The sequence below is a fragment of the Burkholderia oklahomensis C6786 genome (assembly GCF_000959365.1).
Taxonomy (GTDB): domain Bacteria; phylum Pseudomonadota; class Gammaproteobacteria; order Burkholderiales; family Burkholderiaceae; genus Burkholderia; species Burkholderia oklahomensis.
Genome location: NZ_CP009555.1, coordinates 2,423,137 through 2,438,866, shown reverse-complemented (window position 1 = coordinate 2,438,866; position 15,730 = coordinate 2,423,137). Strand labels below are relative to the sequence as shown.

Genomic DNA, 15,730 nt, shown 5'->3' with positions numbered 1-15,730 from the left:
CACGCGCCTCGTTCGCCGGCCGCGCACGGCCCGCCACCCACGGCCCGCCGCGCTCGCCGCTCCGCCCTGCTTCGCGCCACATGCCCCGGCCGCTCGCCGCGCGTCGCACGCGCAAGCGAGTGAAGCGCGTCCGCAAAAAAGAAGCCCGGCTCGAAACGCCGGGCTTCTCCATTTCGTTTCAGCGAACGTCCACCGTTCGCCGCCGCTTCGTCATTCGAGCGCGCCCGAACCGAAGATCTCGGTCTGCACGCGCTCCGGCGCGACGCCGAGCGCGACGAGCGCATCGCGCTGCTGCTTCATGAATGCGATCGGGCCGCAGATGTAGTAATCGGCATCCGGCACGAGCGCGTGACGCTCGAGCGCCGCCGGCGTGATCCGCCCTTCGCCGTCGTGATCGACGCCCGGCCGGTCGTTCGCGCCGACCTCTTCGTAGAACACCGCGCGCTTCACGTTCGGATGCGCGTCGGCCGTGTCGTTCAGCCAGTCGCGGAACGCGTGCACGCGCGCCGACCGGCAAGCGTGGATGAAACGCACTTCACGCTCGCTGCCCGATGCGACGAGCGTCGTCGCCATCGACACCATCGGCGTGATCCCGACCCCGCCCGAGATCAGCACGACGGGCGTCGACGCATCGCGATTCAGCGCGAAGTCGCCCATCGGCGCGGTGACTTCGACGATCGAATCGACGTCGACGCCATCGTGCATCAGCGTCGACACCTTGCCCGCCGGCACTTCCTCGCTGCGCCCCGCTTCGCGCTTGACCGAGATCCGCAGCCACTTGCCGTGCGGCGCGTCGGACAGGCTGTACTGGCGCGGCTGATCGACGCCCATGTCGCCGACGAAGCGCTTCACCGAAATGTACTGACCCGGCTCGAACTCGGGCGCCGCGCCGCCGTCGGCGGGCGTCAGGTAGAACGACGTGATCTCGTCGCTCTCGCGCACCTTCTTCGCGACCTTGAACGGACGGAAGCCGCTCCATGCGGCGTTCTCGTACAGATTCGCCTCCGCGCCGATCAGAATCGTCGCGAGCTGGCCGTACGCGACGCGCCACGCTTCGAGCGTGTCCGGATCGACCGCGTCGCCGAGCACCTCGACGATCGACGCGAGCAGGTTCTCGCCGACGATCGGATAGTGCTCCGGCCGAATGTTCAGGCTCGCGTGCTTGTGCGCGATCCGCGACACCGCGCCGCCGAGCGCGCCGAGATTGTCGATGTTCGCCGCGTACGCGTAGACCGCCTTCGCGAGCGTTTCCGGCTGGCTGCCCGTCTTCTGGTGCGTCTGGTTGAAGACGTTCTTCAGCTCGGGATGGCGCCCGAACATCCGTTGATAGAAGTGCTTCGTGATCGTCGCGCCGTGCTCCGCGAGAACCGGTGCGGTCGCTTTCACTCGGGCCATTTGCTCGGCGGTCATCTGCGTCATGAAAGTATTCCTCCGTTAAACATTCTCGAACGATACATGTTTATGAGCGCGCCCCCGCCAGTCAAATTGTCGCACCTCGACACAACGGGTTCGGGATTGCAATGATGCGCATCAACGCGTTCAGCGCGCACGCGCGCGGTCCCACAGCACGTCGGCGCCGCCCGCCACGCGGTTCAGCACGCGCGCGAGCACGAACAGCAGATCCGACAGCCGGTTCACGTAGCGGCGCGGCGGCGCGTTGAGCGTCTCGTGTGCGCCAAGCGCGACGATCGAGCGCTCAGCGCGCCGGCACACGGTCCGGCACACGTGCGCGAGCGCCGCGCCGCGCGCGCCGCCCGGCAGGATGAACTCCTTCAGCGGCGGCAACTGCCCGTTGTAGTGCGCGAGCCAGTCGTCGAGACGCGCGAGATGCGCGTCGGTGATCGCCGCGTGCCCCGGGATGCAAAGCTCGCCGCCCAGATCGAACAGGTCGTGCTGGATCGTCGACAGCGCCGCGCGGATATCGCCCGGCAGCGGTTCGGCGAGCAGCACGCCGATCTGCGAATTCAATTCGTCGACGTCGCCGATCGCCGCGATCCGCGCGTCGTCCTTGCGCACGCGGCTGCCGTCGCCGAGGCCCGTCGTGCCGTCGTCGCCCGTGCGGGTCGCGATCTTGCTCAAGCGATTGCCCATTCGTGTCCCCATGGTCAGCGGCGCGCGCCGCGTCGGTGAAATCCCTATTATCGCAGCCGCCTTGGCGGCGGCGCGCATGCTTTCGAGCGTAAAATGATTCGGCCGCCTCGCCGCGGCGCCTGCCATAAAGATCTGCCCCCAGGAGACTCGCGTGAACCACCCCGCCCCGCCGCATCGCCCGCTTCCCGCAGCGTTCGTCGACGCGCTCGCCGCCCGGTTCGCCTCGCGCATGTCGACTGCGGAAGCCGTGCGCGCCCATCACGGCCGCGACGAGTCTCCTTTCGATCCGCAACTGCCGGACGCCGTCGTGTTCGCGCGCACGGCCGACGACGTGCGCGACGTCGTCCTCCTCTGCGCCCGGCACGCCGTGCCGCTGATCCCGTACGGCGTCGGCTCGTCGCTCGAAGGCCATCTGCTTGCCGTGCGCGGCGGCGTGTCGCTCGATCTGTCGGAGATGAACCGCGTGCTGTCGATCGACGCCGACGATATGACCGCGACCGTCGAGCCCGGCGTCACGCGCCGCGCGCTCAACGACGCGCTGCGCGACACCGGCCTCTTCTTTCCGATCGACCCGGGCGCGGACGCGAGCATCGGCGGGATGGCCGCGACGCGCGCATCGGGCACGAACGCGGTGCGCTACGGCACGATGCGCGAGAACGTGCTCGGCCTTTCCGTGGTGCTCGCGGACGGCCGCATCGTGAAGACCGGCACGCGCGCGCGCAAGTCGTCGGCGGGCTACGATCTCACGCGGCTTTTCGTCGGATCGGAAGGCACGCTCGGCGTGATCACCGAGATCACGCTGCGATTGCATCCGCAACCCGAGGCGGCGTCGGCCGCCGTGTGCGCGTTTCCGTCGATGAGCGCCGCCGCGCGCACCGTGATCGAGACGATCCAGATCGGCGTGCCGATCGCGCGCGTCGAATTCGTCGACGCGCTCGCCGTGCGCGCGATCAATCGCAACGCGCATCTCGGGCTCGCCGAGGCGCCGACGCTTTTCTTCGAATTCCACGGCACCGAATCCGGCGTGCGCGAGCAGGCGCAGCAAGTCGAGGAGCTCGCCGCGCAGAACGGCGGCCAGGGTTTCGAATGGGCGACGCGTCCCGAAGACCGCACGCGCCTATGGTCCGCGCGCCATCACGCCTATTTCTCGATGCTGCAACTGAAGCCCGGCTGCCGCGCGGTGACGACCGACGTCTGCGTGCCGATCTCGCAGCTCGCCGCGTGCGTCGAGGAAACCGAGGTCGACCTGAAAGCGTCGTCGCTGCCGTGCCCGATCGTCGGCCACGTCGGCGACGGCAACTTCCACGTCGCGATCCTGATCGATCCTTCGAAGCCCGAGGAGCTCGCCGAAGCCGAAGCGCTCAACGACCGGATCGTCGAGCGCGCGCTGCGGATGGGCGGCACCTGCACGGGCGAGCACGGCATCGGGCTGCACAAGATGCGCTTTCTCGCGGCCGAGCACGGCGAGAACGCGGTCGACGCGATGCGCGCGATCAAGCTCGCGCTCGATCCGAACAATCTGATGAATCCCGGCAAGATCTTCACGATCGACGCATGACGAAAACGAAGCCAGCGACGAGACCGGCGAACGACATCGGGCCGTCCGTCGCGGACCAGGAGGAGACATGAACGCCCCCGCCGAACTGTCGGCCGATCTGCGCGCGCAGCGCCAGCGCGAGGTCGTGCAGGCGCTGATGGCCGTGCTGCCGACCCACTGCCTGCTGTACCGCGACGAGGACACGGCCGCGTACGAGTGCGACGCGCTTTCCGCATACCGCCGGCTGCCGCTCGCGGTCGTGCTGCCGGAGACCGAATCGCAGGTGCAGCGGATCGCGCAGATCTGCCGGCGGATGGACGTGCCGATCGTCCCGCGCGGCGCGGGCACGAGCCTGTCGGGCGGCGCGCTGCCGATCGGGCACGGCGTCGTGCTGTCGCTCGCGCGCTTCACGCGGATCGTCGAAATCGATTCGTACGCGCGCACGGCGACGATCCAGCCGGGCGTGCGCAATCTCGCGATTTCCGAAGCCGCCGCGCCGTACGGGCTCTACTACGCACCCGATCCGTCGTCGCAGATCGCATGCACGATCGGCGGCAACGTCGCCGAAAACTCGGGCGGCGTTCATTGCCTGAAGTACGGGCTCACGTGCCACAACGTGCTGCGCGTGCGCGGCGTGACGAGCGACGGCGAGATCGTCGAGTTCGGCTCGCTCGCGCTCGACACGCCCGGCCTCGACCTGCTCGCCGTCACGATCGGCAGCGAAGGAATGTTCGTCATCGTCACCGAGGTCACGGTCAGGCTGATCCCGAAGCCGCAGGCCGCGCAGCTCGTGATGGCGAGCTTCGACGACGTCGTCAAGGGCGGCGAGGCGGTCGCGGCGATCATCGCGTCGGGCATCATCCCCGCGGGCCTCGAAATGATGGACAAGCCGGCGACGCAGGCGGTCGAGGCATTCACGCACGCGGGCTACGATCTCGACGCGGCCGCGATCCTGCTGTGCGAATCGGACGGCACGCAGGAAGAAGTCGCCGAGGAGATCGTGCGGATGACCGCGGTGCTGCGCGAGCACGGCGCGACGCGCATCCAGATATCGCGCAGCGAAGCCGAGCGGCTGCGATTCTGGTCGGGCCGCAAGAACGCATTCCCGGCCGCGGGCCGCATTTCGCCTGACTATTACTGCATGGACGGCACGGTGCCGCGCCGCGCGATCGGGCCGCTCCTCGCGCGCATCGAGCAGATGGAGAAGACATACGGGTTGCGCTGCATCAACGTGTTCCATGCGGGCGACGGCAACATGCACCCGCTCATCCTGTTCAACGCGAACGATCCCGACGAGCTGCACCGCGCGGAAGCGTTCGGCGCGGACATCCTCGAGACCTGCGTCGAATTCGGCGGCACGGTGACGGGCGAGCACGGCGTCGGCGTCGAGAAGCTGAATTCGATGTGCGTGCAGTTCTCGCCGCAGGAGTGCGACGCGTTCTTCGCGGTCAAGCGCGCGTTCGATCCGCCCGAGCTGCTGAATCCGGACAAGGGGATTCCGACCCGCGCGCGCTGCGCCGAATACGGCCGGATGCACGTGCGCGGCGGGCTGCTGCCGCATCCGGACCTGCCGCGCTTCTGACGCTCGCGCGCGGTCTAAGGGGTTCGCCCGAATGTGCTATTGCGCCACCCCGGTAAAATCGACCGAAACGAACAACGAAACAGAACGCCATGGAAGAGGACGACATCGTCGCAGGCTGGGCGGCTCGCATCCGCGACGCCGCGGCGAGCGGCCGCGCGCTGCGCATACGCGGCGGCGGCACGAAGGACTGGTACGGCCAGGCGCTCGACGGGGAAATTCTCGACACCCGCGCGCATCAGGGCATCGTGTCGTATGACCCGGCGGAGCTCGTCGTCACCGCGCGCGCGGGCACGTCGCTCGCCGAGCTCGAGGAAACGCTCGCCGAGCGCGGCCAGATGCTGCCGTTCGAGCCGCCGCACTTCGGGCGCGGCGCGACGATCGGCGGCGCGGTCGCGGCGGGCCTCGCCGGCCCGCGCCGCGCGACGACGGGCGCGCCGCGCGATTTCGTGCTCGGCGTGACGCTGCTGAACGGGCGCGGCGACGTCCTGCGCTTCGGCGGACAGGTCGTGAAGAACGTCGCGGGCTACGACGTGTCGCGCCTGATGGCGGGCTCGCTCGGCACGCTCGGGCTGATGCTCGATCTGTCGATCAAGGTGCTGCCCGTCCCCGCCGCCGAAGTCACGCTGAAATTCGACATGAGCGCAACCGACGCGGTGCGCAAGCTCAACGAATGGGCGGGCCGCCCGTTTCCGCTGTCCGCGAGCGCGTGGCGATACGGCACGCTCGTGCTGCGCCTGTCCGGTGCGGAAGCGGCCGTGAAGAGCGCGAAGAACGTGCTCGGCGGCGAAGTCGTCGACGCGGTCGAGGCCGAGCGCTTCTGGTACGGCGTGCGCGAGCAGAGCGATCCGTTCTTCTCGTCGCTCGCGCCGGGCCACGCGCTGTGGCGCCTGTCGCTGCCGTCGATCACCGAGCCGATGCAGCTGCCCGGCACGCAGATGATGGAATGGGGCGGCGCGCAGCGCTGGTGGATCACGGACGCCGACGCGCAGACGGTGCGGATGAGCGCGAAGCAGACGGGCGGCCACGCGACGCTCTTTCGCGCGAGCGGAAGCTACGACCGCAGCGCGGGCGTGTTCACGCCGCTGCCCGCGCCGCTGATGAAAATCCACCGCGGCCTGAAGACCGCGTTCGATCCGGCGCGCATCTTCAACCGCGGCCGGCTCTACCCCGATCTCTAAAGCGCGATGCAGACGAACCTCGCCGATTTCATCCGCAATACGCCCGACGGCGACGACGCCGACGCGATCCTGCGCAAGTGCGTGCACTGCGGCTTCTGCACCGCGACCTGCCCGACCTATCAACTGCTCGGCGACGAACTCGACGGCCCGCGCGGGCGCATCTATCTGATCAAGCAGATGCTCGAAGGCGCGGACGTCTCGCGCAGCACGCAGCAGCATCTCGATCGCTGCCTCACGTGCCGAAGCTGCGAGACGACCTGCCCGTCCGGCGTCGAGTACGGCCGGCTCGTCGACATCGGCCGCAAGGTCGTCGAGACGAAAGTGTCGCGGCCGCTGTCGCAGCGGCTCACGCGGCGCCTGCTCGCGAGCTTCGTGCCGAACGCCGCCGTGTTCGCGCCCGTGATGCGGCTCGGCCAGCACGTGCGGCCGCTGCTGCCGAAGCGGCTGCGCGACAAGGTGCCGCCGCGCGCACGCCTCCTCGCGTGGCCGACCGCGCAGCGCGAGCGCCACGTGCTGATGCTCGCGGGCTGCGTGCAGCCGTCGATGATGCCGAACATCAACATCGCGACCGCGCGCGTGCTCGACGCGCTCGGCATCGAAACGGTGGTCGCGCCCGAAGCCGGCTGCTGCGGCGCGATCCGGCTGCACCTCGGCTATCACGACGAGGCGCTCGACGACGCGCGCCGCAACATCGACGCGTGGTGGCCGCATGTCGAGCGCGGCGTCGAGGCGATCGTGATGAACGCGTCCGGCTGCGGCGCGACGGTGCTCGAATACGCGCACCTGTTGCGCGGCGATCCGGCGTACGCGGACAAGGCGCGCCGCATCGTCGAGCTGACGAAGGACCTGTCCGAGCTGCTCGGCGGCTTCGAGGCCGAGCTGATCGCGCTCACGCGCCGGCGCGGGATTCATACGGTCGCCTATCATCCGCCGTGCACGCTGCAGCACGGCCAGCAATTGCGCGGCAAGGTCGAGCGGCTGCTGGAAGCGCTCGGCATCGAAGTGCGCCTGCCCGCCGACAGTCATCTGTGCTGCGGCTCGGCGGGCACCTACTCGCTCACGCAGCCGTCACTCGCGTACAAGCTGCGCAAGCAGAAACTCGCGAAGCTGCAGGCGACCGAGCCGCAGATGATCGTCTCGGCGAACATCGGCTGCATCGCGCATCTGCAAAGCGGCACGCAAGTGCCCGTCGTGCACTGGGTGCAGCTCGTCGAGAACCTGCTGTACGGTTGACGCGGCACGGCCCCGCGCCGCGTGCCGCTTCGCGCGCGCCGGTTGTCCGTATAATTCCCGCATCCGTCGCGCGCCGCGGCACGCCGCCCGGCGCACGCCTCACGTTCCGTTCGTCCCGACATGTCCGATCTCGCCGCCCGCCTCGCCTCCGTTCATCACCGCATCGAAGACGCCGCGCGCGCGGCCGGACGCGAGCCGCGCGCGGTCACGCTGCTCGCGGTGTCGAAGACGTTTCCGGCCGGCGCGGTGCGCGCCGCGCATGCGGCCGGCCAGCGCGCGTTCGGCGAGAACTACGTGCAGGAGGCGATCGACAAGATCGAATCGCTCGCCGATCTGCGCGCCGAGCTCGAATGGCATTTCATCGGTCCGCTGCAGTCGAACAAGACGCGGGCCGTCGCCGAGCGCTTCGACTGGGTGCACACGGTCGACCGGCTGAAGATCGCGCAGCGCTTGTCCGAGCAGCGGCCCGCGCACCTGCCGCCTCTCGATGTGTGCGTGCAGGTGAACATCAGCGGCGAGGCGTCGAAGAGCGGCGTCGCGCCCGCGGAGGCCGCCGAGCTCGCGCGCGCGGTCGCCGCGCTGCCCGCGCTGCGGCTGCGCGGACTGATGGCGATTCCCGAACCCGCGCACGATCCCGATGCGAAACGCGCGCCGCACCGCGCGCTGCACGCGCTCTTCGAACGACTGCGCGCCGACGGGCTCGCGCTCGACACGCTGTCGATGGGCATGTCGGACGATCTCGAGGCCGCCGTCGCCGAAGGCGCGACGATCGTCCGGATCGGCACCGCGATCTTCGGCGCGCGCGAGTATTCCCACTGAACCCGTCACTTCTCCAAACGACCTCATCATGAAAATCGCATTCATCGGCGGCGGCAACATGGCAGCCGCGTTGATCGGCGGACTCGTCAAGCGCGGCGTCCCGGCAGGCGATCTGCTCGCCGTCGACGTCAACGAAGACGCGCGCGAGCGCGCGCAAGCGCAATTCGGCGTGCGCACGGCCGCCGCGATCGACGGCGCGCTCGCCGGCTACGACGCGATCGTGCTCGCCGTGAAGCCGCAGGTGCTGAAGGACGTCGCGGCGGCGCTCACGCCGCATCTGTCGGCGCAGCTTGTCGTCAGCATCGCGGCCGGGATTCGCGGCGCCGACCTGTCGCGCTGGCTCGGCGACTACCCGCGGGTCGTGCGCACGATGCCGAACACGCCGGCGCTCGTCGGCCTCGGCGTGACCGGCCTCTCCGCGCTGCCGGACGTCGACGCGGCGGGCCGCGACCTCGCGTCGAAGGTGCTCGGCGCGGCCGGCGAAACCGTCTGGTTCGACGACGAATCGCAGCTCGACGCCGTCACCGCGATCTCGGGCAGCGGCCCCGCGTACGTGTTCTACTTCATCGAGGCGCTGCAGGAAGCGGCGCGCCAGCTCGGAATGAACGACGAACAAGGCCGCGCGCTCGCGGTCGCGACGTTCGCGGGCGCCGCGCAGCTTGCCGTGCAGTCTGGCGAGCCGGCGAGCGTGCTGCGCGAGCGCGTGACGTCGAAGGGCGGCACGACGGCGGCCGCGCTCGCGTCGTTCGACGCGCAGGGCGTGAAAGAGGCCATCGTGCGCGGCGTGCTCGCCGCGCAGGCGCGCGCGAAGGAAATGGGCGACGAGCTCGGCGCGGCGTAATCGGTGGTTCGTCGAGCTCGGGCGCGATCCGCCGCGTCCGAGCTCGACTGGTGGGCGATATCCCCGCCCTTTTTCGGACGGCGCGCCCTCGGTTCGATAACCGGCGCGCCGGTTCCCGCCCGCGTGACGCTTGCGACGAACGCTCGACGCTTCCTCCCCGGTGTCGTCACGTTCCGTCTGTGCTTCCGACGCGCCGGCGAACGCCCATATGCCTCGCGGCAGCGAGCCTCGTGCGGACCGGCCTTGGTCCCGCATTCGATGTCGGATGCCGATCCGTCGTCACGTCGCACGCCGCCGCGCTACACGACATGGCGCGCTACCTCGCGATGTCGCGCTGCCCGGAGCATCGGTAGCTCACCGCGCATCGCGACGCATCCGGAGTCCGCATACTGTCTCGACGCGATTGCACTGCGGTCGCGCGTCCTGCACGCACGCGCCGACGGCCGCCGCGGCGCAACCGCGCACGGACGGTTGCGGTACGCGTCGAGCACGCGATCAGGCAATATCGCGCATCGGTTCCGTGGAAACCGGCCCGGGATTATTCGTGTTTCGCGGCCGAATCAAAATGCACATTGTCGATATCATTCAATAAACATCTTCATCAAGATACACAAGCGACTTATAAACGATCCATTTTCAATTGAATGATTTTCCAATAAATTATCATCCAAAATATTTATGGGAGACATGAAAGATCAGGGTCAAATACTAAAATATCGGAATTTCACGCTGACGATATCCAATTTTGACCAGCCCGCCAAATCCCGGAAATTTCTACTTCACCGCCCCCAATACTCCCAGGCCCGCTCCGTTTTTTCCCGCATCACCCTACATCTTCTTGTAGTGTTTAAATATGACAGAAAGATGTCTAATAAAATTTAAACTGGGGCGATGACATTCGACATTAATGCGTCGGTCCATTGCATACCAAATTCCGGACAGCACGCCGATTCATTGCAGACGATCGGCATCCGGCGATCAGAAGACCCTAGGAAAGGTGAGTCTATGAAAAAGACAAAAGCACGCGTCCTGAAAGAACTGATTTGCGGAAACGAACTGGAATTCCTCATGGAGGCCCATAACGCGCTCAGCGCGAGAATTGCCGAGGAAGCCGGCTTCAAGGCGATATGGGGTTCGGGCCTGTCGATCTCCGCGTCGCTCGGACTGACCGACCGCAACGAAGCCTCGTGGACCCAGGTTGTCGACGTCGTCGAATTCATGGCCGACCACACGTCCGTGCCGATCCTGCTCGACGGCGACACCGGCTTCGGCAACTTCAACAACGTGCGCCGGCTGGTCAAGAAGCTCTCGCAGCTCGGCATTGCCGGCGTGTGCCTCGAAGACAAGCTTTTCCCGAAGACGAATTCGTTCGTCGGGTCGGGCCAGGATCTCGCGGACATCGCGGAATTCTGCGGCAAGCTGCGCGCGGCGAAGGACAGTCAGATCGATCCGGATTTCTGCGTCGTGGCGCGAATCGAGGCGCTCGTCAGCGGCTGCCCGATGGAGGAGGCCCTCCAGCGCGCGGACGCGTACCGCGAAGCGGGCGCGGACGCGATCCTGATCCACTCGAAGAAGACCGACGGGCAGGAGATTCTCGACTTCTGCAATCAATGGTCGCGGCGCGCCCCGGTCATCATCGTGCCGACGAAATACTACAAGACGCCGACGGCCGCGTTCCGCGACGCGCAGGTGTCCGCCGTGATCTGGGCCAATCACAGCCTGCGCGCGTCCGTGACCAACATTCGGCGGGTGACGCGCGCGATCTACGAGAGCCAGACCGTCGCCGGGATCGAACACGAAATCGCGACGTTGAACGACATCTTCGAGCTCACCGGCGAATTCGAAGTGCAGGCCGCCGAGCGCAAGTACTTCACTGCGTGATTCACACGATGTCGTCCGTCCGGCGCGCGACGGACCGGGATGCGGCTTAGCGCGATCCCGCGCGCGGAGCGGCGCGCGACGCGAAGCGTTCATCGCTGCGTCGAACACATCCGCGCTGCGCGAGCCGAAGCGGCTCCGCGTCCCGATCGCCATCGGATCGACGGACAGGCTCGAGCGTCCGGCCATTGCGCCGGGCGCCGCCGCCGGACGGCCTCGCAGGCGTCCGGCGCGGGCGGGACAAGCGGCCATCGCTCGATGGACGGCCGCTTGTCCCGCGGTTGCGAACCATCGGCGAGCGCCGTCGCGCAATCCGGCCGCGCCCCGCCCTCGTCCCATCACCACTACGAACGTGAGCGCACCATGCAAACAACTCGAGTTTCTCCCGGTGTCTTCCCCACGGAGCTGAATCCGGTCCTCGTCGACATGGACATCTATGCGTCGAAGGCCATTTCGCTTCGCGCGAAGGCCGATCCGCAGATCGCGAACCTGAGCTTCGGCGAGCCCGTCTTCGGGCCGCCCGCGCATCTGCTCGACGACCTCTCCCGCGAGGATCTGTCGCTCAACGCGTTCCTCGACGGCGCGAAGCGCTACGAGGACCCGCGCGGAAGCCTCGCGCTGCGCGAGGCGATCGCCGGCTGGTACCGCGATCGCTACGGGCTGCTGCTCGATCCCGAGCGGGAGATCATGACGACGCACGGCGGCGTGGAAGCCATCACGCTCGCGCTCCTCGTGACGTCGGCGGCCGGCGATCCGGTGATCGTCGGCGATCCGTCGTATCAGCTGTACGCTCGCACCGTCGCGACGCTCGATCGCGTGCCGCGCCGCCTTCGCCGGGCGCCGTCGCAGCACGAATACGCGGACAGCCTCGCGGACGACGCGCTGTTCGACGGCGCGAAGGCGTTCATCGTGAACTCGCCCGAAAATCCGACCGGCTACGTGGCGAGCCACGAGGACTGGCGGCGCATCGCCGAAGTGGCCGACAAGCACGGCACCTGGGTCATTCACGACGAGGTCTACGACGTGATGCATTTCGAGCGGCCGCACGCGCCCGCGAGCACGTTCGCGCCGCTCGCCCGCAACGCGATCCTCGTCAACAGCTTCTCGAAGAAATTCGGCCTGCCCGGCTTGCGGATCGGCTGGATGGTCGCGCCGGCTCACGTCATCGATCAAGCGGCGAAGGCGCACGACTATCTGTACCTCGGCGTCAACATCCAGTACGAGCGCATCGCGACGCGCATCATCGGCGACCCGAGGCGCGACGGCTGGCTTGCGCGGATCGTCGACGATCTGCGTGCGCGCAACGTCGCCGCGGTCAAGCGCCTGTCGGCCGATGCCGGCTATCGATGGACGCGGCGCCCGCTCGGCGCGATGTTCCTGTTCCCGGACGTGCGCGGCTTCCACCAGAAGCTGCCGGCCGCCTATCGCCGGGACGGCGTGCCGATCGGCGACGAAGTCGCGCGATTCCTTCTCGAGCAGCGCAAGGTGGCGGTCGTGCCCGGCTCGGCATACGGAAGACTCGGGAACGACCACGTCCGCCTCGTTCTGTGCACGCAGCAGCAGGCTTTCGAGCAGGCGCTCGAACGGATGGAGCACGCGAATTGAATCGGCGACGGGCGGCCGCGCCGCCCTTCGCTTTCCGATTGCTCTCGACTCCACGGGGCGCTTGCGATGAACACACTGCGTGATTCCTTTCACGAACGCGGCTACGTCCGCCTGCCGCATCGCGACACACGGATCGATCTTTCCCGCATCGAGGCCGAATACGAGCGATTGGCGTCGCAGGCCGCGCGCCGCCTCGTCGAGAACCCGGGCGCGCGCGCCGATGCCGGCGCCGTCATCGCGGTCGCCGAGCGCGCCGATCCGCACGCGTTGTGCAGGTTCGAATATCTGGCCGGGGCGTCCGCCTATGTGAAGCGGTCGCTCGTCCCGCGTCTCGCGCATTTGATCGAAAGCGTGCTCGGCGAGCCCGTGTCGCTCTTCAAGGACAAATGCAACCTGAAGCTCCCGGGCGGCGGCGCATTCACCGCGCATCAGGACATCACCGCCTATCGCCATTTCCCGACCCGCTATCAGGTCACGGCCGCGCTGGCGCTCGATCCCGCAGTCGCGGCGAACGGCGGCCTCGAGATGGCCGACGCCCGGCGCGGCTTGTCGGCCGGCGCGCCGTCGACGCGGACGCCGCGCGGCTTGCTCGCCGCGCTGCCGAGCTACGAGGGCGGGCCGCGCAACGGCGACATCGTCGACGAGCTCGCCGCCCGGATGACGTGGACGCTCGTCGAGGCGCAGCCGGGCGACGTGATCCTGTTCGACTCGTACGTCCCGCACCGCTCCGAGCCGAACCGGTCGGGAGCGACGCGCCGCATGCTGTTCTTCACGTTCAATCCCGCGAGCGAAGGCGACCTGTACGAACTGTACTACCGCGCGAAACGCAGCCGGCCGGACAACCCGATCTTCCACGTCGCCACGCCGACTCGTCACAGCGCGGTCCAGGAGGCGCCCAAATGAACGATGACGCCGCCGAAAGAACATCGCGCACGTCCGTCACGCGGCACCGCCTCTTCACGCCGGGCCCGCTCACCACGTCGGATGCGGTGCGCGCCGCAGCCGCGGTCGATCTCGGCTCGCGCAGCCCGTCCGCGACGGCGCTCACTCAGCGCTTGAGGGCGAAGATCGCACGCATCGCCGGCTGCGGCAGCGGCTACAGCGTGGTGCCGATCCAGGGCAGCGGGACATTCGCCGTCGAGGCGATGCTGTGCAGCCTGCTGGCCGACGACGATCACGTGCTGATCGTCGAAAACGGCGCGTACAGCGAGCGAATGACGGAGATATGCCGGATTCACGGCATCCGGCATGATGCGCTCGCATGCGGCCACACCGAGCGATTCGATCTGCCGCTCGTCGACCGCGCGCTCGCCGCGAGCCCTCACGTCACGCACGTCGCGGCCGTTCACTTCGAGACCGCGCTCGGCGTGCTCAACGACGTCGCGGGCTTGGTCTCGCTCGCCGCGCGGCACGGCCGGCGCGTGCTGCTCGACGCAATCAGCACGTTCGGCGCCTATCCGCTCGATTTCGCCGGGCGGACGCTCGCGGCAGTCGCGCTGTCGTCGAACAAGTGTCTTCACGGCCTGCCCGGCCTCGGATTCGTGATCGCCGACGAAACGGCGCTGATGCGCCGTCCTCGCCCGCGCACGCTGAGTCTCGATCTGCTCGCGCAACATCGCGCGCTCGAATCGACTCGTCAGTGGCGGTACACGCCGCCGATCCAGATCATGCGCGCGCTCGATCGGGCGATCGACGAGTACGACGAAGCCGGCGGACAGGCCGCGCGCCTCGCGTCGTATCGGCGGCGCGCGCAGCGGCTCGTCGACGGGCTTGCGCGTGTCGGCATCGCGCCCGTCATCGACGCCGCGAACCGCGCGCCGATCATCACCACGTTCGCGACGCCCCCCCATGTCCGCGGCCGTGTCGCCGCGCTCGAGCAATACCTGTTCGAGCACGGGCTCGAAATCTATCCGACCAGGCACTGGAATCCGGACTCGTTCCGGGTCGGCGTGATTGGAGAAATCGACGACGCCGACGTCGACGAACTCGTCCGGCGCATGTCCGAATTCGTCGCGTCGCTGCCGGCGGGCGCGGCGCCGCATCGCGAACCGGGCGGGACGCGGCGCGCGGAGGCGCGAACGCCGCCCGCGGCCTGAAATCGGCCAACCGTCATCGGCCATTCGTTTCCGGCGAGTCATCATGAGACACGAGAGATTGACGCAGGATATTCTCGATCAAACATCGTCCGCGAAAACGGAACGCGATATCCATGACATCCTGTCCAGAATCGCGGCGAGACTCGGCTTCGATTATTTCTTTTACGGCACGCTTTCCGACATGCGAAAACCGGAAAATCCGGTCAAGACAGTCTCGAATTACCCGATGGCCTGGCAGGAAAAATACAAGTCATCGGGATACATTCGAATCGATCCGGTCGTGCGGCACTGCGGGCACCGCCTGATTCCGCTGCAATGGAACGACGGCATCTGCCATTGCCGCGAACAGCGGAACTTCATGGAAGACGCTCGCGGTCACGGGCTCGTCGCGGGCGCGAGTTTTCCGGTGCATTCGAGGCATGGCGAAGTCAGCATATTGAGTCTCGCGTCGCGCTCGGCCGGCGGAACGACGAGCCTGTCCGCGAAACATGCGCCGGCGACTTTCGCGCAAGGAGCGCTCGCCGCCGCGTTCGTTCGCGAAGGCATGGAGCGCATTTCGAACCGGCCGGACCATGAGCCGAGCGCGCCATTGACCCATCGCGAGCTCGAATGCCTGAAATGGATCGCCGCGGGAAAATCGAGCTGGGAGATCGCGATGATACTGGGCATATCGGAGAACGGCGTGCTTTATCACGTGAAGAAATTAATGGCGAAATTCGACGTTCAATCGAGGCATCTCGCCGTATTGAAAGCGATGGCCTCCGGCGTGGTGTAAATGAAATTCGACGATCGGCCGATTTCCGCCGAAAGCCTGATATCGGCAGGCCGTTTGACTGAGCAGACGATCATCAATTAGAGTGAGACGATCCC

Annotated in this window: 12 protein-coding genes and 1 pseudogene; 11 read left to right on the top strand and 2 right to left on the bottom strand. The window is 67.6% G+C overall.

Annotated features, from left to right (window positions below):
* Positions 1–210: 210 nt before the first annotated feature.
* Together hmpA and BG90_RS11030 are read right to left on the bottom strand one after the other, a co-directional pair.
* The gene (hmpA, locus tag BG90_RS11035; protein WP_010116985.1) at positions 211–1,419 is read right to left on the bottom strand and encodes an NO-inducible flavohemoprotein; all 1,209 of its coding nucleotides are present in this window, start codon (positions 1,417–1,419) and stop codon (positions 211–213) included.
* Positions 1,420–1,539: 120 nt separating this feature from the next.
* A complete protein-coding gene (locus BG90_RS11030; RefSeq protein WP_010116987.1) occupies positions 1,540–2,091 on the bottom strand; it encodes a cob(I)yrinic acid a,c-diamide adenosyltransferase in 552 nt (183 codons plus the stop codon).
* A 151-nt stretch (positions 2,092–2,242) separates the two neighbouring features.
* On the opposite strand from BG90_RS11030, the gene BG90_RS11025 reads away from it, so the two are divergent.
* The 11 genes and pseudogenes from BG90_RS11025 to BG90_RS10975 all read left to right on the top strand — a co-directional run bounded on the left by BG90_RS11025 (position 2,243) and on the right by BG90_RS10975 (position 15,635).
* Positions 2,243–3,649 carry an FAD-binding oxidoreductase gene (locus tag BG90_RS11025; RefSeq protein ID WP_010116989.1) on the top strand — a complete coding sequence of 469 codons (1,407 nt, stop codon included), beginning with the start codon at positions 2,243–2,245 and terminating at the stop codon, positions 3,647–3,649.
* Between the two features lie 67 nt (positions 3,650–3,716).
* The gene (locus BG90_RS11020) at positions 3,717–5,210 is read left to right on the top strand and encodes an FAD-linked oxidase C-terminal domain-containing protein (RefSeq protein WP_010106234.1); all 1,494 of its coding nucleotides are present in this window, start codon (positions 3,717–3,719) and stop codon (positions 5,208–5,210) included.
* 89 nt (positions 5,211–5,299) lie between these two features.
* A complete protein-coding gene (glcE, locus tag BG90_RS11015; RefSeq protein WP_038802750.1) occupies positions 5,300–6,388 on the top strand; it encodes a glycolate oxidase subunit GlcE in 1,089 nt (362 codons plus the stop codon).
* Positions 6,389–6,394: 6 nt separating this feature from the next.
* Positions 6,395–7,621 (top strand): glycolate oxidase subunit GlcF, encoded by a 1,227-nt coding sequence (gene glcF / locus BG90_RS11010; protein ID WP_010106243.1) that lies wholly within the window; start codon positions 6,395–6,397, stop codon positions 7,619–7,621.
* A 120-nt stretch (positions 7,622–7,741) separates the two neighbouring features.
* Positions 7,742–8,440 (top strand): YggS family pyridoxal phosphate-dependent enzyme, encoded by a 699-nt coding sequence (locus BG90_RS11005; protein WP_010116997.1) that lies wholly within the window; start codon positions 7,742–7,744, stop codon positions 8,438–8,440.
* 28 nt (positions 8,441–8,468) lie between these two features.
* Positions 8,469–9,281 carry a pyrroline-5-carboxylate reductase gene (proC, locus tag BG90_RS11000; RefSeq protein ID WP_010116998.1) on the top strand — a complete coding sequence of 271 codons (813 nt, stop codon included), beginning with the start codon at positions 8,469–8,471 and terminating at the stop codon, positions 9,279–9,281.
* A 1,005-nt stretch (positions 9,282–10,286) separates the two neighbouring features.
* Positions 10,287–11,159 (top strand): annotated as a pseudogene (aepX, locus tag BG90_RS10995) (phosphoenolpyruvate mutase); the annotation flags it as partial.
* Positions 11,160–11,522: 363 nt separating this feature from the next.
* Complete coding sequence (locus tag BG90_RS10990; protein WP_038802008.1) at positions 11,523–12,764, top strand: pyridoxal phosphate-dependent aminotransferase; 1,242 nt, start codon at positions 11,523–11,525, stop codon at positions 12,762–12,764.
* A 66-nt stretch (positions 12,765–12,830) separates the two neighbouring features.
* Entirely contained in the window at positions 12,831–13,667 is an 837-nt protein-coding gene (locus BG90_RS10985) for a phytanoyl-CoA dioxygenase family protein (protein WP_010106250.1), read from the top strand.
* The gene (locus tag BG90_RS10980) at positions 13,664–14,860 is read left to right on the top strand and encodes a 2-aminoethylphosphonate aminotransferase (protein ID WP_010106252.1); all 1,197 of its coding nucleotides are present in this window, start codon (positions 13,664–13,666) and stop codon (positions 14,858–14,860) included. The genes BG90_RS10985 and BG90_RS10980 overlap by 4 nt, the downstream gene beginning before the upstream one ends.
* Positions 14,861–14,918: 58 nt before the next feature.
* Positions 14,919–15,635 carry a LuxR family transcriptional regulator gene (locus BG90_RS10975; RefSeq protein ID WP_010106254.1) on the top strand — a complete coding sequence of 239 codons (717 nt, stop codon included), beginning with the start codon at positions 14,919–14,921 and terminating at the stop codon, positions 15,633–15,635.
* Positions 15,636–15,730: the final 95 nt, after the last annotated feature.